Genomic DNA, 22,631 nt, shown 5'->3' with positions numbered 1-22,631 from the left:
GGCGTGATCTCGTTGCGGAAGCTCTTGCCGATCTGGCCGATGCCGAACGGCGGCTTCTTGCGCGCCGTCGTCATGACCTGCGTGAAGTTGATGAAGATGCCCTGCGCGGTCTCGGGGCGCAGGTAGTGCAGCCCCTCCTCGGACTCGACCGGGCCGAGGAACGTCTTGAGCAGGCCGTTGAACATGCGCGGCTCGGTCCACTCACCACGGGTGCCGCAGTTGGCGCACACGATGAGCTCCATGCCGACGGCATCGGGGTCGTCGAGGCCCTTCTTCTCCGCGTACGCCTCCTGCAGGTGGTCCTGGCGGTAGCGCTTGTGGCAGCTCTGGCACTCGACCAGCGGGTCGACGAAGGCCGCGAGGTGGCCCGAGGCCTTCCACACCGCGGTGGGCAGGATGACCGAGGAGTCCAGCCCGACGACGTCGTCGCGGCCCTGCACCATCGAGCGCCACCACTGGCGCTTGATGTTGTCCTTGAGCTCGACGCCCAGCGGGCCGTAGTCCCAGGCGGACTTGGTCCCGCCGTAGATCTCGCCGCACTGGTAGACGAATCCCCTGCGCTTGCTGAGGCTGATGACGTTGTCGACGGTCGATGCCATGAGGGGATGTTTCCAATCCGGCTGGGTGTCGGCGGGCCTGTGCACGACATCGTGATGACGTACGCCCGAGGTGCGCTTCACCTTATCGCCAGCCGTCGCGACGGCCTCCGGTGCGGTCCGACCGACACCCATTAGTTTGACAATGATTCCCACTTCGGTTGAGAATCATTGTCATGAAGAAGTCCCTGGTCCTGCTGGCGATCGCGCCGCTGGTCGCCCTCCTTGCCGCCTGTGGCGCCTCCGCGAAGGACGACGGGAAGACGTCGGTCATCGCGTCGTTCTACTCCTTCGCGTGGGTCGCCGAGCAGGTCGGGGGCTCCTTCGTCTCGGTGCAGAACCTCACCTCCCCCGGCACCGAGCCGCACGACCTCGAGCTCAAGCCCAAGCAGGTCGCCGCAGTGCAGGACGCCGACGTCGTGCTCTACGAGAAGCACTTCCAGGCCGCGGTCGACGAGGCCGTCGACCAGGCCGGCCGGTCCGGCGAGGACACGATCGACGCCGATGCCGTGCTGGACGTCCTGCCCGTGCAGGAAGGCGCCGAGGACGAGGACTCGCACGGGCACGACCATGGCGAGGAGGACCCCCACACGTGGCTCGACCCGACCAACATGATCGCGATCACGGAGGCCGTCTCGGCCCGGCTCGTGGCGGTCGACCCGGCCCACGCCGCTGACTACCGGGCCAACGCCGACGACCTGGTGGCGCGGCTGACCGCCCTCGACGAGAGGCTCTCCTCCGGGCTGAAGACGTGCGAGCGCCGCACGATCGTCACGAGCCACGCCGCGTTCCAGTACCTGGCCCACCGCTACGACCTGACCCAGGTCCCGATCGCGGGCCTCGACCCGACCAACGAGCCGTCCCCCTCCCAGCTCGGCGACATCACCAAGCTCGTCCGCTCCGAAGGCATCACGACGATCTTCACCGAGGAGCTCGTGAGCCCCGCGATCGCGGACACCATCGCGCAGGAGACCGGCGCGACGACCGCTACGCTCGACCCGATCGAGGGACTCTCCGAGGACACCGGGGACGAGTCCTACCTGACCCTGATGGACAAGAACCTCGCGACCCTGAAGAAGGCCAACGGCTGCTCATGACGACCCCCCTGAAGGCTCGCGGCGTGACGGTGTCGCTCGACAGCCGGCTCGTGCTGCGCGGCGTCGACCTCGACGTCGCGGCGGGCGAGTTCGTCGCGCTGCTCGGCGCGAACGGCTCCGGCAAGTCGACGCTGGTCCGGGCCGCGATCGGCCTGGTGCCGATGAGCGCCGGGACGGTCGAGCTGTTCGGCACTCCCCTCGCCCAGTTCAAGGACCGCACCCGGCTCGGTTACGTGCCGCAGCGCTCCCGCGCCGTCGCCGGCGTCCCTGCCACGGTGCACGAGGTCGTCATGAGCGGTCGCCTGTCGCACCGCCGGTTCTTCGGCGCCCGGAGCCGGGCCGACACCCTCGCCGTCACCGCGGCGATCGAGCGGGTCGGGCTCGCCGGGCGTACCCGCTCGTCGCTCAGCGACCTGTCGGGCGGTCAGCAGCAGCGGGTCCTCATCGCCCGGGCGCTCGCGTCCGAGGCCGAGCTGCTCGTGATGGACGAGCCGACCGCCGGGGTCGACCACGACAACCAGGAGTCCCTCGCCGAGCTGCTCGGGGGGCTCGTGCACGACGGCGCCTCGGTCCTGCTCGTGGCGCACGAGCTCGGCCCCCTGCGACCGCTGATCGACCGCGCCGTCGTGCTCCGTGACGGCACGGTCGCCTACGACGGGCAGGTCGACGACCTGATCGGCGAGGACCACGCCCACGTCCACGCACACGACGACTCACGGTCCCTGCCCGAGGGCCTGACCGGCGAGGGGGTGTGGCGATGATCGAGCTGTTGGACTACGACTTCATGCGGCGGGCGCTGATCGCGGCCGTGTTCACGGGCCTCGCGGCTCCGGCGATCGGCACGTTCCTGGTGCAGCGCCGTCTCGCGCTCCTGGGCGACGGGCTGGGCCACGTGGCGCTGACCGGCGTCGGGCTCGGCCTGGTGGCCAACGTCGCCCCGATCCTGACCGCGGTCGTCGTCGCGGTGCTGGGCGCGGTGCTGATCGAGCTGCTGCGCATGTACGGCCGCACCAGCGCGGACGTCGCGCTCGCGATGCTGTTCTACGGCGGCATCGCCGGTGGCGTCCTGCTGACCAACCTGGCCGACGAGAGCGCCAACTCGCTCAACAGCTATCTGTTCGGCGCCATCACGACGGTCTCCCCGAGCGATCTCGTCCTGGTCGGGATCCTCGGCGTCGTCGTGGTCGCCCTGTCGCTGGGCCTGTCGCCGCAGCTGTTCGCGGTGTGCCAGGACGAGGAGCACGCCAAGGTCAGCGGCGTGCCGGTGCGCGCCTACAGCATCCTCATCGCGGTCCTGGCGGCCGTCACGATCACCGTCGCGATGCGCACGGTGGGGCTGCTGCTGGTGTCGGCCCTCATGGTGGTCCCCGTCGCGGCGTCCCAGCAGCTGACCCGCAGCTTCCGCACGACGCACCTCGCCGCGATGGTGATCGGCCTGCTCGCGGCCCTCGGCGGCGTCGTCACGAGCTATCAGATCAACACCCAGCCGGGCCCCACGATCGTCATGATCGCGCTCGGCGTGTTCGGCCTCGCCACCCTCGTCGGCGCGGCCGCCCGGCGGGTCCGCGCCCGTCGCCGCCCAGCAGAGATCGTCTGAGGAGTCCCGTCATGGTCGAAGCACCCCGCAGCACCCGGCAGCGCCGCGCCGTCGTCGCGATCCTCGAGGACCTCGACGGGTTCGCCAGCGCGCAGGAGATCCACGACATCCTCAAGCAGCGCGGCGAGTCCGTCGGCCTCTCGACGGTCTACCGCAGCCTGCAGGTGCTCGCCGAGGCGGCCGAGGTCGACGCGCTCCGCAACGCCGACGGCGAGGTGCTCTACCGCCAATGCAGTGCGGGTCACCACCACCACCTGGTGTGTCGAGCCTGCGGTCGTACCGTCGAGGTCGAGGGGCCCACGGTCGAGCGGTGGGCCGACAGGATCGCCGAGGAGAACGGGTTCCGCGACGTCGCGCACACCCTCGAGATCTTCGGCACCTGCGATCGCTGCGGGACCGACTAGCTCCCGCTGCCGCCTCCGCCGAAGTCGCCTCCGAAGTCACCCCCGAAGCCCCCGCCCACGTCACCGCCGGCCGTGGTCGCGGCGCCGTCCATCGTCCCGCTCCCGTCGTCGTAGTACGAGCCGTCCGGGCCCGTCATCATCAGCTGCCAGAAGCCGGGCCGCGGGAACGGGCCCTCCGTCAGGTCGCTCCGGGTGATCTCGACCGTGGCGTCGCCGGGCCGGGCCCTCAGCAGGACGTACGGGGCGAACATCGCGCCGCCATTGACGAGCAGCGAGACGAGCTGGGCCTCGCTGGCCCTGTCCACGGCGCGCGGGACGACCGCGGCCTTGACCGGCGCGACCGCCCGCCGCACCTGCGTGCCGACATAGACGGCCCGCACGACGAAGCCGCCGGCCACGCCCGCGAGGGCGCCATAGATCAGCGAGGACTCCCGCAGGATTCCGGTCGTGAGGACGCAGCCGAGGGCCGCCAGGACCACCGCGATCGCTGCTGCCGAGAGCCAGGTCACGAACTTCGCCCGGCCCACCACCCGGGAGACCTCGGCGGCCGCTCGGTCCCACTCCCAGCGCCCGACCGACGCCACGACGGGGAGCGGCGGCGCAGCCTCGTCGTCGGTCATGCGCCCCATGATGGCCTCCGCGGTTGCGGACCGCACGCCGTCCGGCACCTCCTAGGCTGTCCCCATGTCGATCCGCACCCTGTCAGGCGACGAGCTCACCGCGCAGGACGTCTACGCCGTCTGGAAGATCCGCGACGCGGTGTTCGCCTTCGAGCAGCACGTCGAGGACACCGACGTCGACGGCCTGGACCTGCTCCCCACGACGACGCACCTGTGGCTCGAGGACGCCGACGGCCCGACGAGCTATCTCCGGGTCTACGTCGCGGACGGCGTGCGCCACATCGGCCGGGTCTGCACCCGCAGGGACCGCCGGGGCCAGGGGCTCTCTGGCCGGCTCATGGCGGAGGTCACCCGCCTGTGGGGAGACGGTGAGCTCGTCCTCAACGCCCAGGCGTACCTCGAGCGGTGGTACGAGACGCTCGGCTACACCCGCTCCGGCGAGACGTACGTCGAGGCCGGCATCGACCACGTGCCGATGACCCGCCCGGGAAGCGCTAGCGGTCCTCGGTGACGGCGTTGATCGCCTCGGCGACATCGCCCTTGACGACCGTCGCGTAGTCGTCGACGGCGTCCGCCGCGGACTGGAACGGCGTGGCGTAGGAGAACGAGTAGCCCTGCGAGCCGTCGATCCGGTCGGCCAGCGTCGTGGCCTGGTCGATGACGTACTGCGCGGCGTCCCGGACCTGCGCCGCCAGCGCGTCCTGCCCGGCCGGCACCCGGACCCGTGCGAACGTGTCGCGGGCCTTGACGAAGGCCGGGATGACCCGGCTGCGGATCGGCGCGCTGCTGGTCACGGTGGCGGTGCCGATCAGCTCCGTGACCCGCATCCGGAGGACGCCGCGCGCCGCCGAGATGAAGTCGAGGGCGATGTCGGCACGGCGCAGCTCCCGGCTCAGCCGCTGGTAGGGCCTCAGGACGGTCCGCTGGGCCGCCAGCGCCTGGGCGTACGCCTTCGACCGCTCCCGGCCGTACGCCGGTGCGCCCGGCGGCAGCTCCGGCGGGTCCTCGATCGCCTTGATCACGACCCGCCGCAGCCTGCCCGGGTCCGCCTCGCGGACGCCGTTGACCTCCCGCGCGATCTCGGAGCGGAACGCCTCGACCTCGATCAGGTAGTCGTTGCCGATCCGCTCCGCCCGGGCGACCTGGTCGGTCTGCCGCTGGTCCTGGACGATCACGAGCGCGCCGATGACGCCCGCCAGCAGGACCGTCACGACGACGGGCAGGAAGACGGCCAGCCGACGGCCCCGGGCGCTCACGACACCACCGTCGCAGCGCGGCGTCGCCGGGTCAACGTCAGCTGTCGATGCGCGGCGCGACGGCGTGCAGGCGCAGGCCGTACGTCACGGCGTCGACCAGCGCCTCCCACGAGGCCTCGATGATGTTGGCGCCGACGCCGACCGTGACCCAGACGTCCTTGCCGTCGGTGGTCTCGATCAGGACCCGCGTGATGGCGTCCGTGCCGTGTCCCTGGTCGAGGATCCGCACGCGGAAATCGGTCAGGTGGAAGCGGGCGACGTCGGGATAGACCTGCTCGATCGCCTGGCGCAGCGCGTGGTCGAGGGCGTTGACGGGGCCGTTGCCCTCGCCGATGACCGCGAGGCGCACTCCCCCGGCCCGCAGCTTGACCGTGGCCTCGGAGAGCGCCTCGGCGCCGCGGGACGACTCGGCCAGGACGCGCCACGACTCGACGTCGAAGAACGACGTCCGGAGCCCGTCCATCTCCTCGGCGAGCAGCAGCTCGAAGGACGCGTCGGCGGCCTCGAACGTGTAGCCGACCTGCTCCATCGCCTTGACCCGGTCGGTGACGCGGGACAGCCGCTCGGGATCGCCGGCGAGATCGTAGCCCAGCTCCTTGCCCTTGAGCTCGATCGTGGCCCGGCCGGCCATCTCGGAGACCAGCAGGCGCATGTCGTTGCCGACCAGCGAGGGGTCGATGTGCTGGTAGAGATCGGCGTCGACGCGGATCGCGCTGGCGTGCAGGCCGGCCTTGTGCGCGAACGCCGAGACGCCCGTGTAGGGCTGGCGGGCGTGCGGCGGGTAGTTGGTGATCTCGGAGACCGCGTGCGAGATGCGCGTCGCGTCGGCGAGGGACCCCTCGGGCAGGAGCGACATGCCGAGCTTGAGCTCGAGGTTGGCCACGCAGGTCACGAGGTCGGCGTTGCCGGTGCGCTCGCCGTAGCCGTTGATGCAGCCCTGGAGGTGGGTCACGCCGGCCTGGACCGCGGCCATCGAGTTGGCGACGGCGCAGCCCGTGTCGTTGTGGGCGTGGATGCCGAGCCGGGCGCCGGTCGTCGCGACGTCGGCGACGATCTCGGCGACCCAGTGCGGGAGCATGCCGCCGTTGGTGTCGCACAGCACCGCGACCTCGGCGCCGGCCTCGGCCGCGGTGCGCACGACCTCCAGGGCGTAGTCGCGGTTGGCGCGGTAGCCGTCGAAGAAGTGCTCGAGGTCGACGAAGACCCGCTGGCCCTCGTGGCGCAGGTGGGTGACCGAGTCCCGCACCATCGCGAGGTTCTCCTCCAGCGTCGTGCGGAGGGCCAGCTCGACGTGCCGGTCGTGGCTCTTGGCCACCAGGGTCACCACGGACGCGCCGGAGTCGCGCAGCGCCGCGAGCTGCGCGTCGTCGGCGGCGGGGACCCCGGCCTTGCGGGTCGCGCCGAACGCCGCCAGCGTCGCGTGCCGCAGGTCGAGCTCCTTGGCGGCGAGCTGGAAGAACTCGGTGTCCTTGGGGTTGGACCCGGGCCAGCCGCCCTCGATGTACCCGACACCGAGGTCGTCGAGGTGGCGCGCGATGTGCAGCTTGTCCTGCACCGAGAGGTTGAGCCCCTCCTGCTGCGCGCCATCGCGCATCGTCGTGTCGTAGACGTGGAAGTCGCTCACGACGTGGTGTCCTGCGTTCACTGGTTCGTCCTTCGTCCTTGGCCTGCGATCAGGCGCTCCACCATCTGGTCACTGCAACAAAAAAGCCCCCCATGACATGGGAGGCAGCGCGTCGGGGCGAGAATTCAGAGCCCGGCGCGCCTGTCGATAATGATCGAGACGTTCTGCACGCCCGCCAGTCTAGACTGATCGATCTATGACCGCCAGACCCGTCCCCCGCTCGGCGGAGCCCAGCGTGATGTACGCCGTCATGACGGCCGAGCCCCTCGAGTCCGAGGACCTGATCCCCCCGCCCTCGCCCCAGCTGCTGCGACGCTACGGCACCTCCGACGCCGCGATGCGTCGCCTGCGCTCCCGCCGGCACCAGCTCCTGGTCATGCGAAGGTCGAGCCTTGACGACGCCGCCCGGACCCAGCTCAGCACCCGCGTCGAGGCGCTGCGGCGGGCCGAGGCTCACGACGGGGTCGTCATCGACCTGATGATCCCCCGGGTTGTCGAGCAACGCTCCGACGAGGTCTCCCTCGAGCACGCGACCCAGTGGTACGTCGTGGACTACGCCGGGCTCGAGGCCGGCCTGCTGACGACCGTCGGCCTGACGTCGTTCGGGCTGCCGGAGGTCGAGGTGGAACAGGTCGACCAGCAGGGTCACGCGATGTTCAGCGCGGTCCTCGCCGGGCTCGTCCACCGGCTCATCGCCGAGTGGCCCGCGAACGACCCGGTCGGCACCGCCACGATCACGCTGCGGGACATCGCGTACGGCCTGGGTGACCCCGGCGCCGCCCAGACCCCGGGCAACCGGTCGGTCGACGTCGCGATCGACCACGACGCCGACCGGCAGCGGCTCGTCGTGCGCCTGATCGGTGATCCCGCCACGACGCTGTTCGCCCCCTGACCGCCCGCCCCGGTCACGGGTGCGAGCGCGGTCCCAGGTTGGCCAGCGTCTCCGGGCGGAGGATCGCCTCGAGCTTCTCCGGCGGGAGCAGTCCCCGCTCCAGGACCAGCTCGGCGACACCCCGTCCGGTGGCCAGGGCCTCCTTGGCGACCTCCGTCGCGGCGGCGTAGCCGATGTACGGGTTGAGCGCCGTCACGAGGCCGATCGAGTTCTCGACCTCGCTGCGCAGGAGCTCGACGTTGGCCGTGATGCCGTCGACACACCGGGTCGCCAGCACCAGCACCGCCTCGCGGAGCCGGGAGATCCCGGCCGACAGCGAGTAGCAGATGACCGGCTCGAACGCGTTGAGCTGCAGCTGACCGCCCTCGGCGGCCATCGTCACGGTCATGTCGTGCCCGATGATCTGGAACGCGACTTGGTTGACCACCTCCGGGATGACGGGGTTGACCTTGCCCGGCATGATGCTGGAGCCGGCCTGCACCGCCGGCAGGTTGATCTCGTTGAACCCGGCCCGCGGCCCCGACGACAGCAGCCGCAGGTCGTTGCAGATCTTGGAGAGCTTGACCGCGACCCGCTTGAGCGTGCCGGACAGCTGCACGAACGCACCGCAGTCCTGGGTCGCCTCGATCAGGTCGATCGCGCTCTCGAGCGGCAGGCCGGTCAGCATCGCCAGGTGGTCGCAGGCGGCCGGCACGTAGCCGGCGGGGGCATTGAGCATCGTCCCGATCGCCGTCGCCCCGAGGTTGATCTCGTGCAGCAGCAGCACGGCCTCGCCGAGCCGGGCCCGGTCCTCGGCGATCATCAGGGAGTATGTCCGGAACTCCTGGCCCAGCGTCATCGGCACGGCGTCCTGCAGCTGTGTGCGCCCCATCTTGAGCACGTCGTGGAACTCGTCGGCTTTGCGGGCGAACGAGTCCTGCAGGACCTGCATCGCGCCGAGCAGGTCGTGCGTCGCGAGGATCACCGCGATCTTGACCGCTGTCGGATAGACGTCGTTGGTCGACTGGCTGAGGTTGACGTGCTCGTTGGGATGGACGATGTCGTACTCGCCCTTCTTGTGACCCATGATCTCCAGCGCCCGGTTGGCGATGACCTCGTTGGCGTTCATGTTGGTCGAGGTCCCGGCACCTCCCTGCATCACGTCGACGACGAACTCGCTCGCGAGGTGGCCCGCGCGGATCTCCTCGCACGCCTCCGTGATCGCGGCGTGCCGCTCGTCGTCGAGCAGCCCGAGGTCGTGGTTGGCGGCCGCGGCGGCCTGCTTGACCGCGGCGAGCGCCTCGACCAGGTAGGGGCTCGTGCCGATCTGGATCCCCGTGATGGGGAAGTTCTCGAGTGCCCGGAGCGTGTGGACTCCCCAGTAGGCGTCGAGCGGGACCTCGCGGTCACCGATCAGGTCGTGCTCGGTTCTCGTGGCAACAGTCATGCTTCCTCCAGTACGTGGAGCACGTCATTGGGCCCCACGAGGCCGACGATAGAGCACGGTGACACCGAAAGGTGACGCGCATCACTGTACTCGTCAGTACAGCGCGCGACTCGCCTCGCTCCCCGCTCCAGCGACTCCGACCCCCACTCGCTGCGCTCGCGAGAGACGCCCCCAGCTGCCGGGCTACGCCGGGGCGCTTGCCTCGCTTCGCTTGGCTCGCGAACGAGACGTCACGCAGGAAGGATCTGCTTCATCCACTGATGACGATCCTCGGCCCGGCCGTACTGGATGTCGACCAGCGCGGAGCGGATGTCGGTCGTCACCTTGCCGGGCTCGCCGTCACCGGAGACGACCTCGCCGCCGTCCCACTTCAGCGTCGCGACGGGGGTCACGACGGCGGCGGTCCCGCACGCGAAGACCTCCGCGATCGTGCCGTTGGCGGCACCCTCGCGCCACTCGTCGATCGAGACACGACGCTCGACGACCTCGTGGCCGAGGTCCCGCCCGATCTGCAGGATCGAGTCGCGGGTAATCCCCTCGAGGATCGAGCCGGACAGCGACGGCGTGACGATCGAGCCGTCGGACTGGACGAAGTAGAGGTTCATCCCGCCGAGCTCCTCGATCCACGTGTGCTCGGTGGAGTCGAGGAACGCGACCTGGGCGCAGCCGTGCTCGGCGGCCTCCCGCTGCGGCAGCAGCGAGGCGGCGTAGTTGCCGCCGCACTTGGCGGCGCCCGTGCCACCGGCGCCCGCGCGCGAGTACTCGCTCGACAGCCAGATCGACACGGCCTGCACGCCGCCGGCGAAGTAGGCGCCGGCGGGTGAGGCGATGACCGAGTAGGTCACGTGCTGGCTGGGGCGGACGCCGAGGAACACCTCGGAGGCGAACATGAACGGCCGCAGGTAGAGGCTCTTCTCGCCGCCGGCCGGGACCCATGCGCGGTCGGCCTCGACGAGCGCCTGGATCGAGCCGAGAAACCAGTCGACCGGCAGCTCGGGGAGCGCCAGGCGCTGCGCAGAACGCTGCATGCGGGCGGCGTTGGCCTCGGGCCTGAAGGCCCAGATCGAGCCGTCCGCATGGACGTACGCCTTGAGGCCCTCGAAGATCTCCTGCGCGTAGTGCAGCACCGCCGTCGCGGGGTCGATCTGGAGCGGGCCGTAGGGCACGACCCGGGCATTGGCCCAGTCCGTCTCGGGGGTCCACTCGGCCAGGAACATGTGGTCGGTGAAGTGGTTCCCGAAGCCGGGATCGGCCAGGATGGCGTCCCGCTGCTCGGGCGACTTCGCTGCCGGGTTGTGCTCGACGGAGGCGGCGAACGGGGTGGAGGTCATGGTGGTCACACTAATACTTTCTCAGTCGGAGGGATCGGTCGTCAGGCGACCGGTACGCCTCCGGCCACGCCCGCCTCGGACAGGCGCCGCGTGATGGCCTCACCCACCTCCTCGGTGCTGCGCGGGGCTGCGCCGCGCTCGGCGATGTCCGCCTCGACGGCGGTCGTGATCGCGGTGGCGGCCTCGGGGTAGCCGAGGTGCTCCAGCAGCATGCCGCCGGACAGGATCGCGGCGGTCGGGTCGGCCTTGGACTGGCCCGCGATGTCGGGGGCCGAACCGTGGACGGGCTCGAACATGCTGGGAGTGCTGCGGTCGGGGTTGACGTTGCCGCTCGCGGCCAGGCCGATGCCTCCGGTGATCGCGGCGGCCAGGTCGGTCAGGATGTCGCCGAACAGGTTGTCGGTCACGATGACGTCGAACCGGGCCGGGTCGGTCACGAGGAAGATCGTGGCGGCGTCGACGTGCAGGTAGTCGACGGACACCTCCGGGAACTCCGGCGCGACGGCGTCGACCGTGCGGGTCCAGAGGTGGCCCGCGTGGACCAGGACGTTGTTCTTGTGGACCAGCGTCAGCTTCTTGCGCGGACGTGCCTGCGCGCGGGCGAACGCGTCACGCACGACGCGCTCGACGCCGTACGCCGTGTTGATGCTGACCTCGGTCGCGAGTTCGTGCGGCGTGCCGACGCGGATCGCACCGCCGTTGCCGACGTACGGGCCCTCGGTGCCCTCGCGGACCACGACGAAGTCGATCTCGCCGGGGTTGCCGAGCGGCGTCGCGACGCCGGGGAACAGCTTGGACGGCCGCAGGTTGACGTAGTGGTCCAGCGCGAAGCGCAGCTTGAGCAGCAGGCCGCGCTCCAGGATGCCGGACGGCACGCTCGGGTCGCCGATCGCGCCGAGCAGGATCGCGTCGTGCCCGCGGATCTCCTCGAGGACCGAGTCGGGCAACACCTCCCCCGTGGCGTGCCAGCGGCGCGCACCGAGGTCGTAGGCGGTCGTGTCGAACGCGATGTCGTACGACGGCGCGACGACGTCGAGGACCTTGAGTGCCTGGGAGGTGACCTCGGGACCGATGCCGTCTCCGGCCACCACTGCGAGTGAGAACGTGCGAGTCATGGCATCACTCTACGACTCGACATCTCAGGATGTGAAACCCGGGTATCAACATGTGATCAGTTGTCGTCGGGTCGGTCGGTCAGCTCGAGGTCGAGCTGGGGTGCCTCGTCGCGCAGGTGGGCGGGTCCCCACTCCATCAACTTCGCTTCGTACATGACGTTCTCCTTCGGATCGGACGGCCGGTGGCGCGGGTCCGGCGGTGTCCCGCCGTCCTGCACGCCACGCATGTCCGGAGATCGTCCGGGAGAGATCAAGTGAGGGACCAGGACCTTCGGTGGAAGATCGTGACTTCCCAACCCTGCGGCGGAACGGCGGGCCAACGCCGAAACTCCGCGGCAGGGAGTGGCCCTAAGAGGCCCTGCCGCGGCAAGCGATGAGTACTACGAGCTGCTTCCGCATGGTCCAGCGAGCGTACGACAGCAGATGACGCCCCGTCCGGCATTCGCGGACGTGTCTCACTCGGCGAGACGTCGAGCCCACGGACCGGGACGTGTCCGTGAAAGACTGACGTCGTGAGCGCACCTGCGGAAGTCCCTGATCTCGTCGCGGCCACGCTCGACCTCTCGCGTCAGCGAGGCTTCATCACCTCGATCCGCAACGAGACCGGCCGCCTGCTCGCCGCCCTGGCTGCCTCGCGCGCCGGCACCCTGGCCGAGCTCGGCACGGGCTGCGGCGTCGGATCGGCCTGGCTCTCCAGCGGGGCGCCGCGGACCGCGCGCATCGTCAGCGCCGAGCTCGACCCGGCACTGGCCGGCGACGTGCAGAAGATCTTCGCCCGCACCGACAACGTCGACGTCATCGCCGGCGACTGGTCGACCCTCGAGCAGTACGCCCCGTTCTCCCTGCTGTTCGTCGACGTCCGCGAGGTCATGGAGAGCATCGACGTCCTGGCCGACCTGATGGAGCCCGGCGGGATGGTCATCCTCGACGACTTCGTCCCGTCCGCCTTCTGGCCGCCCATCATCGACGGCCGGGTCGACACGGTCCGCGAGCAGTGGCTGACCGATGAGCGCTTCGCAGCGGTCGAGATGCTGATCGACATCGACGCCTCGCTGATCATCGCCACCCGTCGCTGACCGGTCTCGCGTGCAGTGACCGGTTGTCTCGGTCCATCATGGGACCCGGACGGACGGAGGTGGCGGGTGCATCAGCGGTATGCCGTGCTCGGCGCTGTCCTCGTGGCCACATATGCCGTGCTGCCCGACGGCCCGGCGCGCACGACGCTCTACCTCATCGTCGGCCTGTCCTGCGTCGCGGCGATCGTGGTCGGTGTCCGCGTCAACCGACCGGCGGCCCGGGCCCCCTGGCTGTGGATGGCCGCCGGGCAGGCGTGCTGGGTCGCGGGTGACCGGCTGTTCGACGAGTCGACGACCTCGGTCGTGGCGACCTCGGACCTCGCGTACCTCGCGGCGTACCCGCTCCTGGCGATCGGCATCGCCGACCTGATCCGGCGTCGGGACGGCGGCGCCGACCTCGCCAACCTGATCGACAGCGCGATCGTGACGGTCGCGGCCGGGCTGCTGTCCTGGGTGTTCGTCGCCGACCCGATCGTCGACGACTCCAGCCGTTCGGTCGCTGCCCGCGCGGTCGCCGTCGCCTATCCGATCGGTGACGTCCTGCTGCTGGCGATGCTGGTCGCCCTGCTGACGCTGCCGGGTGTCCGCTCCGCGCCGTACCGGCTGCTGACCGTGTCGATCGTCCTGCTGCTGGTCGCGGACACGGTGTTCGCGGCCTCCCCCAGCACGTCGTACGCCGGGGTGCTCGACCTGCTGTGGCTGACGTCGTACGTCACGTGGGGCGTCGCCGCCCTCCACCCGAAGATGTCGCGCATCTCCGACGCGCCCCACCACCGGCGACCGACGTTCACGAACCGGCGGTTGGCCGCCCTCGTCGCGTCGGCGCTGATTGCGCCCGCTCTCGTGCTGGTCCAGGCCGTGCACGGCACGCACCTCGACACGTGGGTCGTGGCCACCGGCGCCGGCCTCCTGTCCCTCCTGGTGATCGGCCGGATGGCGCTCAACATCGACGAGCTCCGGACGACGGTCCGGCAGCGGGACGAGCTGCAGTCGCGCCTCCTCCACGAGGCATCCCACGACCGCCTGACCGGGTTGCTCAACGCCGCCGCGATGCACCAGCTCGTCGGCACCGCCCTGCGCCGGGGTCAGCGCGACGGGACCCCCGTCACGTTCCTCCTGGTGTGCACCGACTCGTTCGACGACCTCGTCGGCCGGCTCGGTCACGTGGGTGGCGACGAGCTGCTCCGGGCCGTCGCCGACCGGCTGCAGGCCGGCGCCCCCGACCCGGAGCAGGTGGCGCGCCTGGACGGTGAGCTGTTCGCAGTGTGCGTCGACCCGGGCCGACCCGACGACGCCGCCGGCGTCGGCGCGCGACTGATGCAGGCCGTCGCCGCTCCCCTCACGGTCGCCGGGCACGCGGTCACGCCCAGCGTGTGCGTGGGCGCGGCGGTCAGCATGGACGGCGGGACCGAGCCGGACGACCTCGTCGGGCAGGCGCACGTGGCGCTGCGTCGGGCACGGGCGGCCGGCAGCGGGACGTTCGAGGTCTACGGCGAGGCCCTGCGTCACGAGATGCTCGAGCGCCGGTCGACCGAGGACGCGCTGCGGGCGGCACTCGCGGACGGCGGCCTCGAGCTGCACTACCAGCCGATCGTCGCGGTCCAGAGCGAGATCGTCGACGGCTACGAGGCCCGGGTGCACTGGCGGCGACCGGGACACGGCTGGCAGGACTCGGACCACTTCCTCGCCGTCGCGGCCGCCTCCGACCTGGGGTGCGACATCGATCGGTGGGTGATCGGCACCGCGGTGCGGCACCTCGCGACGTGGACCGCGCTCGACCGTCGGCGGTTCGCGGACCTGACCGTGGCGGTCCAGGTCAACGGCCGGACACTGTCCTCGCCGGGGTTCGTCGAGGCCGTCGGTGCGGTCCTGCGCGACGAGGGCGTCGAGCCGCACCGCGTGACGATCGGGGTGAGCGAGATGACTCTCGTCGACGTCCCCCGCGCCACGCTCGACCTCGCCGCGCTGCGCGACATCGGCGTGTTCGTCAGCATCAACGAGTTCGGCACCGGACGCACCTCGATCGGCCGCATGGACAGCCTGCCGGCCGATATCATCAAGGTCGACAAGAGCCTGGTCAACTCGGCCGATCCCGGCAGGTACGACCTGCTGGCGCTGCTCGTCCGGGCCGCGCACAGCTGCGGCCTGCTGGCGGTCGCGGAGGGCGTCGCGGACACCGACCGTCTGGCCGAGCTGCGGGCCATGCAGTACGACTCCGCACTGGGCCTGCACTCCTCGACGATCGACCCGGCCGAGTCGGGCGTCACGGTCATGCAGGCGACCGGCGGCCATCCCCACCTCCGGGTCGTCCCGGACCTGCCGTAGCCCCTAGCGGGCGGGCACCGTCGCCGGGCTCCGCCGGGCCGGGGTGACCTGCACCCACGGCAGGAAGAGCTGCACGAGCGGGCCGATCGCGAGGGCGTACAGCACAGTGCCCACACCGACCGTCCCGCCGAGCAGGAATCCGGCGGCCAGCACCGTGACCTCGATCGTGGTCCGCCAGAGCCGGATGCTGCGGCCCGTGCGGCGCACCAGCCCCAGCCACAGGCCGTCACGGGGTCCCGGGCCGAGGGCCGCGCCGATGTAGAGCGCGCCCGCGAAACCGTTGCCGACGATCCCACCGACCAGCAGCAGTGCCCGCAGCCACAGGTCGTCGGGGCGGGCGATGACCGCGATGCCGAGATCGGCCGCCAGCCCGATGACGACGACGTTGAGCACCGTGCCGACGCCCGGGAGCTGACGCAGTGGGATCCACAGCAGCAGCACGAGCGCGCCGGTCACGATGACGACCTGGCCGAAGCTCAGGCCGACGTGATGGGTCACCCCCTCGTGGAACACGTCCCACGGGTCGAGGCCCAGGGTCGACTCGACCATCATCGCCATCGTGAAGCCGTAGAGGAACAGCCCGACGTTGAGACGTACGAGCCGGCCGACGATGCCCGTCACCGGCGCAGCTGCCGGGTCGCCCAGGGGCCGAGCTCCTCGACGTGGCTGCGCGGCGGCGGCGTCGAGCCCAGGCCGTCGCGGACCACCAGGCGGACCAGGTGGACCAGCTCGGCGGCCAGGGCCAGCAGCCCGATGAGGACGAGGACGATGGACATGCCTCCATCGTGACCCCGATTGGACCTGTCGTCCATGGCCAATCGTGAGATAGTGGCCTTGTGGCCACGACTCTCTCCGCACACCGGCTCGCCCAGCTGCTCGGTCCGCTCGACAACAGCGGCCCGGCCTACCGGGAGATCGCCGACCGCATGCGCCTGCTCGTCGTGGACGGTCGGGTCACCGACGGGAGCCGGCTGCCGTCGGAGCGGGAGCTCGCGACGGCGCTCGGGGTGAGCCGGACCACCACGACCCGCGTGTACGCCGAGCTCCGCGACTCCGGCGTCGTGCGCTCCCGGCAGGGATCGGGCAGCGTCGTACGGGTGCCGCTCGCGGACTCGAGCGCCAGCAGCCTGATCATCACGCCGGACGACGCGGGCACGATCGCGCTGACCTACTCCGCGCCGGTGGGACCGCCGGGCCTCGCGCGGGCGTTCGAGTCCGCCGCGGCCAAGCTGCCGGGGCTGCTGGCCACGACGGGCTACCTGCCGGACGGGCTGCCCGCGCTGCGCGGGATCCTGGCCCAGCGCTACACCGAGCAGGGCCTGCCGACCGAGCCCGGCCAGATCGTCGTGACGAGCGGTGCGATGGGGGCCATCTCGCTGCTGGCACGGGCACTGGTCGACCCGGGGCAGCGCGTCGTCGTCGAAGGCTCGAGCTATCCGCACGCTCACGAGTCCTTCGCCTCCGCCGGGGCCCGCCTGTCCGCGCTGCCGGTGGACCGCTCCCCCTGGGACCCCGAGGCACTGGTCGAGACGCTGGCCGGGGCGCCGCACCGCGCGGCGTACCTGATCCCGGACTTCCACAACCCGACCGCGGCCGTCATGTCCCACGACGAGCGGGTCGCGTGGGCCCGCGAGCTGCGCCGGCACGACGTCATCCCGCTGGTCGACGAGTCGCTGCGCGAGATCAACCTCGACGGCGTGGAGCTGCCACCCGTCTTCGCGACGTACGACCCGCGGGCGATCCTGATGGGCTCGTCCTCGAAGGCGTACTGGGGCGGCCTGCGTGTCGGCTGGATCCGGGCACCGCACGACCTCGTCATGCCACTGGTGCAGGCGCGGATGATGGACGACCTCGGCACGTCGGCGTTCGACCAGCTGGTCCTGTGCGAGCTGCTGACCGAAGGCGGCCAGACCGCGGCGGCCGGACGAGCGCGGCTGCGGGCGGCGCGGGACCACCTCCTCGCCGAGATGGCCCGCGAGCTGCCGGACGTCGAGGCGCCCTGCCCCGCCGGTGGCCTCAGCCTGTGGGTCACGCTCCCCGAGCGGATGTCGTCGCGGCTCACCGCGGCGGCCGCGCGGCATGGGCTGCTGCTGACGCCCGGGCCCCGCTTCTTCACCCGGGCCGGCGCGGTCGGCGAGCGGCACCTGCGCCTCCCCTACACGCAACCGCACGAGACGCTCACCGAAGCCGTCGCACGGCTCCGACTGGCGTACGACGAGGTGCTCGGGACCGGCAGCCCGGCGACGCCCTCACGCCCCCGCCGGACCCTCGAGATGATCGCCTGACCCCCTCCCGCTGACGCGTGGGTTAGCCCCGCTGACGCGTGGGTTCCGCCCGCTGACGCGCGGGTGAGAACCTGTGACGCGTGGGTTGGGACCTCTGACGCGTGGGTTACGTCCTCACAGGTCAGCGACCGGACCGCCTGATGTCGATGATCATCATCCCGGTGTCGCCCCGCTTCTTCGGAGGGCCGGACGGAGCTTTGCTGGGCCGGCCAATCGCGAGCTTGGATCAGCCGCAACCCACGCCTCACCCGGCGCAACCCACGCCTCACCCGGCGCAACCCACGCGTCGCCCAGCGTCGGCCAATAGCCCCAAATCCCGTACCTCGACGCCCGCGCCGTGACACCGTGGGACCGCGCGCGAACTCCCAGCCCCACCCGCGCGCCCAGGGGACCGCGGCGATGCCGCACGAACGAGAGTCACGCCATGCGCAGCACGTCCCGGTTCATGATCCTGTCCGCCCTGATCTGCAGCCTGATGGGTCTGTACGCCGTGCCGGCCGAGGCGAAGGCGATCTCGCGGTCCATCAGCATCGCCGCGTCCACACCGGCGCCCGTGGCGGGCACGACGTTCACCCTCAGCGGCACGCTGACCAAGACGCCGAAGGGCGCCAGCGTCCAGGTCCAGCGCAAGAGCGGCTCGAAGTGGGTCAAGGCCTACACCGTCAAGACCACGACCTCATCCGGCACGTGGTCCCGCTCCATCACGATCTCGACCGTCGGGACGAGCTACTACCGCGCGTACGCCGCCAAGAAGGGCACGCGCAAGGCCGCCACCTCCAAGTCGCTGACGATCCGCACCGGCGGGACGATCACGACGGCGGCGCTGAAGGACGGCACGGTCAAGGTGTCGTACGCCCAGCAGCTCGCCCTGTCGCCCAAGACCACCGGGACGTGGACCGCGGCGGGCCTGCCGTCCGGCCTGGCGGTCAGCGCGGCCGGCGCCGTCACCGGCACGCCGACGACCGCGGGCACGGGGCAGGTCACCGCGACGTTCACCCCCAAGACCGGCGGCCGGGCCACCAGCCGGACCCTGCCGCTCACGATCGTCGCGCCTGCCCCGCCGGCCGGCCCGACCGTCACGACGACCGCCTTGCCCGACGGCACGACCGGCACGACGTACGACGGCCGGCTCGTCGGCAGCCAGACCGGCACGTGGTCCGTCATCAGCGGCTCCCTGCCGGCCGGCCTCACCCTGAGCCCCTCGGGTGCCATCACCGGCACGGCCACGACGCCCGGCGACACGACCTTCACGGTCCAGCTCACCACCGCGAACGGCCAGGCGACCCGAGCGCTGTCGATCCACGTCGACCTCGCACCGGTGACGCCGGCGGTCGGTCCGGACCTCATCGACGCTGGAGGTCTCCACACCTGCCGGGTCAAGCCCGACCACACCCTGTGGTGCTGGGGCAGCAACGCCAAGGGCCAGCTCGGCATCGGTCAGGTGAGCGTCCAGAAGCCGTACGAGGAGTCGCCGCAGCGGGTCGGCACGGGTGCGGACTGGAGCACGGTGTCCGCCAGCACCGGTGACGTCTTCGGGTTCACCTGCGCGACCAAGACGGACCTCAGTCTCTGGTGCTGGGGCAGTGACATGGACCGGCAGCTCGGCAACGGGGCCCCCACGGCCGACGTCGACCGGCCGGCGCAGATCGGGCTCGGCAAGCACTGGAGCTCGGTGGCGGCCGGGACCCAGCAGGCATGCGCCATCACGACGTCCGGCGAGCTCTGGTGCTGGGGCAGCATCGGGGCCGGCACTGCCGCCGGCGCCGTCCCGTCACGGGTCGGGTCGGCCTCGGACTGGACTGACGTCTCCACTGGTGGCAGTCACACCTGCGGTCTGCGCCAAGGTGGCAGCCTGTGGTGCTGGGGCTTCAACTACCGCGGTCAGCTCGGCCTCGGGGCCGGCGCGGCGACCTCGGTCGACACACCGACCCGGGTGGGCACCGCAGCATGGACCTCGGTCAGCGCAGGCAACGCGCAGACGTGCGGCATCACCGCGAACGCCGTCCGCTGCTGGGGGATCAACGACGGGCGTCTCGGGGTGGGTGCCACGGTTGCTGACGCACCCTCCCCGGTCACCGTCGTGTTCCCCGCCGGCGCACCCGCGGCGTGGACCGACGTGTCCACCGGCGGCAACGGCAACTTCGGTCACACCTGCGCGACCGGCACGGGCGGCACCGCCGGCGTCTACTGCTGGGGCCGCAACTCGTCCGGACAGCTCGGCGACGGGACACAGACCGATCGCACCAGCCCGGTGCCGGTCGCCGGCACCACCGGCACGTGGACGCCGCTCAGCGTCGGCGGCGATCATTCCTGCGTCGGCCGCGTGGGCCTGTCGCCCGCGTGCTGGGGCAGCAACAGTCAGGGCCAGCTCGGCCTCGGCAACCTGGTGTCCCGCAACCAGCCCCAGACCGTCAGCTGACCGCGTGCCCTAGGTTGGGGCCACCCCCGATCCAGGAGCAGCAATGGCGCGATTCCGCGAGATCGACTTCCGACCGACACCCATGGGCGACCTGGTCCTGCGTGAACGCTGGGACCCCACGGCGCAGCAGGACCTGCTCGAGATCAAGCTGGGCGACGAGTTCCTGATGTCGAGCCTGTTCACGGTCGCCGAGATCGCCCTGGGCCACCTCGCGACCGCGGAGTGCGAAGGCGCCGAGCTCGACGTCGTCGTCGGCGGCCTCGGCCTGGGCTGCACCGCGCTCGCGGTCCTGGACGACCCGCGCGTGCGGAGCCTGGTCGTCGTGGACGCGCTGCCCGAGGTCATCGAGTGGCACCGCGAGCACCTGATCCCGGCCGGCGAGACCCTGACCGCGGACCCGCGCTGCCGGCTCGTCCACGGAGACTTCTTCGCGGGTCTCCGCGACGGTGGCGAGCTCGACCCGGAGTCCCCCGGACGCCTGTGGGCCGCCGTCGTCGTCGACATCGACCACACACCCAGCCACCACCTCGATCCCAGCCACGCCGACCTCTACGACGCGGCCGGCCTGGCCCGGGTCGCCGCCCGGCTGCATCCCGGCGGGGTGTTCGCGCTGTGGTCCGACGACCCGCCGGACGAGGCGTTCGTGCAGGTCCTCCGCGGCACGTTCACCGACGTCAGGGCCGATGTCGTCCCGTTCGACAACCCGCTGACCGGCGGAGTGTCGGCCAACACGGTGTACGTCGCACGCGCCTGAGCCGCGACCGCGCGCATCCGTCCGAGCCGCGTGCGGGAGGGTGGACCTGTTGATGACCCTGACCAGGAGACGCACGTGACGATCCGACCCGAGCTGCTGGACCTGTTGGCCCGCCGCGCACTGACCGAGGACTCCGCCCGTCCCGAGGCCGTGGCCCGGATGCGTGAGCGCGGTGGCCGCAGCGCGCGGGAGCACGTCGCCGAGCTGGTCGATCCGGGCAGCTTCGTGGAGTACGGCCGCTACGTCACGGCCGCTCAGGAGGGTCGCCGCAGCCTCGACGACCTGCTGGACCGCACCGTGGCGGACGGGATCGTCGGCGGCATCGCGACGATCGACGGGCACGCGTGCGCCATCATGTCGTATGACTACCTCGTCATGGCCGGGACGCAGGGCATGCGCGGCCACCGCAAGACCGACCGCCTGATCGAGGTCGTCGACCAGCTCGCCCTGCCGACGGTGTTCTTCGCCGCGGGCGGAGGCGGCCGGCCCGGCGACACCGACATCCCGCTGGTCTCGGCGCTCGACGTGACGACGTTCGCGGCGTGGGCGAGGTTGTCCGGCCGGGTGCCCCGGATCGCGGTGGTCGACGACAACTGCTTCGCCGGCAACGCCGTCATCGCCGGCTGCTCGGACCTCATCGTCGCCACGCCGCGGTCCTCCCTCGGGATGGGTGGCCCGGCGATGATCGCCGGCGGCGGGCTCGGCGACGTCGAGGCCGCGGACGTCGGCCCGGCGGACGTCATGACCGCCAACGGCGTCATCGACGTGCTGGTCGACGACGAGGACGCCGTGGCGACCGCGCGTCACCTCCTGGGCTACTTCCTCGGACCGGTCAGCAGCTGGGACTCCCACGACCAGGCCCCGTTGCGCGAGGCCGTGCCGGAGGGCGAGCGCACGGCGTACGACGTCGTGCCGGTCGTCGAGACGCTGTGCGACGTCGACAGCGTCACGGTGCTGCGACCGACGTTCGCGCCCGAGCTCGTGACGGCCCTGGGTCGACTCGAGGGTCGCACGATCGGGCTCGTCGGCAACGACACCCGGCACATGGCCGGCGCGATCACGGCCGAGGCGGGCGACAAGGCGGCGCGATTCCTCCAGCTGTGTGACGCGCACGGCTTCCCGGTCGTGTCCCTCGTCGACACCCCCGGCATGATGGTCGGCCCCGACGCCGAGCGGTCGGGGCTGGTCCGGCACACCTCGCGCCTCCTGGTGGCCGCCGCGCGGATGCAGGTCCCGTTGATCGGTGTCGTCCTGCGACGCGCGTACGGCCTGGGAGCCCAGGCGATGCTTGGCGGCAGCACCCACGAGCCCCTCATGACGATCGCCTGGCCAGGCGCCCACCTCGGCGCGATGGGGCTGGAGGGCGCCGTCCGGCTCGCGATGCGCAAGGAGCTCGACGCGATCGAGGACGAGGAGGAGCGCGAGCGACAGGTGCGGGAGCTCACGGCGCACGCCCAGGCGGGCGCCGCGGCGCTCAACGTCGCCCGGCACTTCGAGATCGACGACGTCGTCGACCCGGCGGAGACCCGCGCCCTGCTGGCGCAGCTCGTCTCGGCCGCGGCCCGCGACGGGCGCCTCACGGGAAGCGGTGCGGCCGTCGACACGTGGTGACCTCTCGGCTTTCGTCGATCCCCGAAGCGCCCCATCGTGACACCACTACCGTCAGCATCATGACGACCTTTGACGCCGACGTGGTCGTGGTCGGCAGGGGATTCGGCGGCGCCGCGACCGCGTTGCGACTCACCGAGGCGGGCCACCGGGTCATCGTCCTCGAGCGCGCGCCAAGCTTCCTGCCGGTCGCCAACCAGGTCACT

At 71.4% G+C, this 22,631-nt stretch carries 21 protein-coding genes and 1 pseudogene; 13 read left to right on the top strand and 9 right to left on the bottom strand.

Features of this window, described 5'->3' with window-relative positions; translation table 11 throughout:
• Positions 1 to 599: pseudogene (locus JWQ91_RS07750) on the bottom strand (glycine--tRNA ligase); the annotation flags it as partial.
• Between the two features lie 173 nt (positions 600 to 772).
• Here JWQ91_RS07750 and JWQ91_RS07745 point away from each other — a divergent pair.
• The 4 genes from JWQ91_RS07745 to JWQ91_RS07730 are packed head-to-tail and all read left to right on the top strand — an operon-like array spanning position 773 to position 3,694.
• On the top strand, positions 773 to 1,693 hold the full coding sequence (locus JWQ91_RS07745; RefSeq protein WP_297782285.1) for a zinc ABC transporter substrate-binding protein: 921 nt from the start codon (positions 773 to 775) through the stop codon (positions 1,691 to 1,693).
• Complete coding sequence (locus JWQ91_RS07740; protein WP_297782284.1) at positions 1,690 to 2,454, top strand: metal ABC transporter ATP-binding protein; 765 nt, start codon at positions 1,690 to 1,692, stop codon at positions 2,452 to 2,454. The genes JWQ91_RS07745 and JWQ91_RS07740 overlap by 4 nt, the downstream gene beginning before the upstream one ends.
• On the top strand, positions 2,451 to 3,290 hold the full coding sequence (locus tag JWQ91_RS07735) for a metal ABC transporter permease (RefSeq protein WP_297782283.1): 840 nt from the start codon (positions 2,451 to 2,453) through the stop codon (positions 3,288 to 3,290). The genes JWQ91_RS07740 and JWQ91_RS07735 overlap by 4 nt, the downstream gene beginning before the upstream one ends.
• A gap of 11 nt (positions 3,291 to 3,301) precedes the next feature.
• Positions 3,302 to 3,694, top strand: a complete 393-nt coding sequence (locus JWQ91_RS07730) for a Fur family transcriptional regulator (protein ID WP_297782282.1) — start codon at positions 3,302 to 3,304, stop codon at positions 3,692 to 3,694.
• On the opposite strand, the gene JWQ91_RS07725 is transcribed toward JWQ91_RS07730, so the two are convergent.
• Positions 3,691 to 4,314, bottom strand: coding sequence for a hypothetical protein (locus JWQ91_RS07725; RefSeq protein WP_297782281.1), 624 nt, complete (start codon positions 4,312 to 4,314; stop codon positions 3,691 to 3,693). The two genes, JWQ91_RS07730 and JWQ91_RS07725, sit on opposite strands and share 4 nt — an antisense overlap.
• A gap of 64 nt (positions 4,315 to 4,378) precedes the next feature.
• On the opposite strand from JWQ91_RS07725, the gene JWQ91_RS07720 reads away from it, so the two are divergent.
• Positions 4,379 to 4,825 (top strand): GNAT family N-acetyltransferase, encoded by a 447-nt coding sequence (locus tag JWQ91_RS07720; RefSeq protein WP_297782280.1) that lies wholly within the window; start codon positions 4,379 to 4,381, stop codon positions 4,823 to 4,825.
• Here the strand turns inward: JWQ91_RS07720 and JWQ91_RS07715 are convergent.
• Together JWQ91_RS07715 and cimA are read right to left on the bottom strand one after the other, a co-directional pair.
• Positions 4,809 to 5,570: a hypothetical protein gene (locus tag JWQ91_RS07715; RefSeq protein WP_297782279.1), complete on the bottom strand. Its 762-nt coding sequence runs from the start codon at positions 5,568 to 5,570 to the stop codon at positions 4,809 to 4,811. The two genes, JWQ91_RS07720 and JWQ91_RS07715, sit on opposite strands and share 17 nt — an antisense overlap.
• A gap of 37 nt (positions 5,571 to 5,607) precedes the next feature.
• A complete protein-coding gene (gene cimA, locus JWQ91_RS07710; RefSeq protein ID WP_297782278.1) occupies positions 5,608 to 7,215 on the bottom strand; it encodes a citramalate synthase in 1,608 nt (535 codons plus the stop codon).
• A 175-nt stretch (positions 7,216 to 7,390) separates the two neighbouring features.
• Between cimA and JWQ91_RS07705 the strand changes: the two genes are divergently transcribed.
• Positions 7,391 to 8,086: a hypothetical protein gene (locus JWQ91_RS07705; RefSeq protein WP_297782277.1), complete on the top strand. Its 696-nt coding sequence runs from the start codon at positions 7,391 to 7,393 to the stop codon at positions 8,084 to 8,086.
• Between the two features lie 13 nt (positions 8,087 to 8,099).
• Here the strand turns inward: JWQ91_RS07705 and JWQ91_RS07700 are convergent, their stop codons facing one another.
• The 3 genes from JWQ91_RS07700 to JWQ91_RS07690 form a co-directional block, all read right to left on the bottom strand.
• On the bottom strand, positions 8,100 to 9,512 hold the full coding sequence (locus JWQ91_RS07700; protein WP_297782276.1) for an aspartate ammonia-lyase: 1,413 nt from the start codon (positions 9,510 to 9,512) through the stop codon (positions 8,100 to 8,102).
• 230 nt (positions 9,513 to 9,742) lie between these two features.
• Positions 9,743 to 10,843, bottom strand: a complete 1,101-nt coding sequence (locus tag JWQ91_RS07695; protein ID WP_297782275.1) for a branched-chain amino acid aminotransferase — start codon at positions 10,841 to 10,843, stop codon at positions 9,743 to 9,745.
• A gap of 41 nt (positions 10,844 to 10,884) precedes the next feature.
• Complete coding sequence (locus JWQ91_RS07690) at positions 10,885 to 11,958, bottom strand: 3-isopropylmalate dehydrogenase (protein WP_297782274.1); 1,074 nt, start codon at positions 11,956 to 11,958, stop codon at positions 10,885 to 10,887.
• A gap of 512 nt (positions 11,959 to 12,470) precedes the next feature.
• On the opposite strand from JWQ91_RS07690, the gene JWQ91_RS07685 reads away from it, so the two are divergent.
• Both JWQ91_RS07685 and JWQ91_RS07680 read left to right on the top strand, forming a co-directional pair.
• The gene (locus tag JWQ91_RS07685; protein ID WP_297782273.1) at positions 12,471 to 13,034 is read left to right on the top strand and encodes a class I SAM-dependent methyltransferase; all 564 of its coding nucleotides are present in this window, start codon (positions 12,471 to 12,473) and stop codon (positions 13,032 to 13,034) included.
• A gap of 66 nt (positions 13,035 to 13,100) precedes the next feature.
• Entirely contained in the window at positions 13,101 to 15,359 is a 2,259-nt protein-coding gene (locus tag JWQ91_RS07680; protein WP_297782272.1) for a bifunctional diguanylate cyclase/phosphodiesterase, read from the top strand.
• A gap of 3 nt (positions 15,360 to 15,362) precedes the next feature.
• Here the strand turns inward: JWQ91_RS07680 and JWQ91_RS07675 are convergent, their stop codons facing one another.
• Both JWQ91_RS07675 and JWQ91_RS07670 read right to left on the bottom strand, forming a co-directional pair.
• The gene (locus JWQ91_RS07675; RefSeq protein WP_297782271.1) at positions 15,363 to 15,980 is read right to left on the bottom strand and encodes a hypothetical protein; all 618 of its coding nucleotides are present in this window, start codon (positions 15,978 to 15,980) and stop codon (positions 15,363 to 15,365) included.
• Positions 15,977 to 16,135 carry a hypothetical protein gene (locus tag JWQ91_RS07670; protein WP_297782270.1) on the bottom strand — a complete coding sequence of 53 codons (159 nt, stop codon included), beginning with the start codon at positions 16,133 to 16,135 and terminating at the stop codon, positions 15,977 to 15,979. The genes JWQ91_RS07675 and JWQ91_RS07670 overlap by 4 nt, the downstream gene beginning before the upstream one ends.
• A 60-nt stretch (positions 16,136 to 16,195) precedes the next feature.
• Here JWQ91_RS07670 and JWQ91_RS07665 point away from each other — a divergent pair, with 60 nt between their 5' ends.
• The 5 genes from JWQ91_RS07665 to JWQ91_RS07645 form a co-directional block, all read left to right on the top strand.
• Positions 16,196 to 17,644, top strand: a complete 1,449-nt coding sequence (locus JWQ91_RS07665) for a PLP-dependent aminotransferase family protein (protein ID WP_297782269.1) — start codon at positions 16,196 to 16,198, stop codon at positions 17,642 to 17,644.
• Between the two features lie 424 nt (positions 17,645 to 18,068).
• Positions 18,069 to 20,063, top strand: coding sequence for a putative Ig domain-containing protein (locus JWQ91_RS07660; RefSeq protein ID WP_297782268.1), 1,995 nt, complete (start codon positions 18,069 to 18,071; stop codon positions 20,061 to 20,063).
• 43 nt (positions 20,064 to 20,106) lie between these two features.
• Positions 20,107 to 20,817 carry a spermidine synthase gene (locus JWQ91_RS07655; protein ID WP_297782267.1) on the top strand — a complete coding sequence of 237 codons (711 nt, stop codon included), beginning with the start codon at positions 20,107 to 20,109 and terminating at the stop codon, positions 20,815 to 20,817.
• A gap of 75 nt (positions 20,818 to 20,892) precedes the next feature.
• Positions 20,893 to 22,428, top strand: a complete 1,536-nt coding sequence (locus JWQ91_RS07650; RefSeq protein ID WP_297782266.1) for a carboxyl transferase domain-containing protein — start codon at positions 20,893 to 20,895, stop codon at positions 22,426 to 22,428.
• Positions 22,429 to 22,487: 59 nt separating this feature from the next.
• Positions 22,488 to 22,631, top strand: a 144-nt coding sequence (locus tag JWQ91_RS07645) for an FAD-dependent oxidoreductase (RefSeq protein WP_297782286.1), incomplete at its 3' end; no start/stop codon positions are given.

It is taken from the genome of Aeromicrobium sp., from assembly GCF_025965075.1.
Lineage (GTDB): Bacteria > Actinomycetota > Actinomycetes > Propionibacteriales > Nocardioidaceae > Aeromicrobium.
This window is presented reverse-complemented; position numbering and strand designations above follow the sequence as displayed.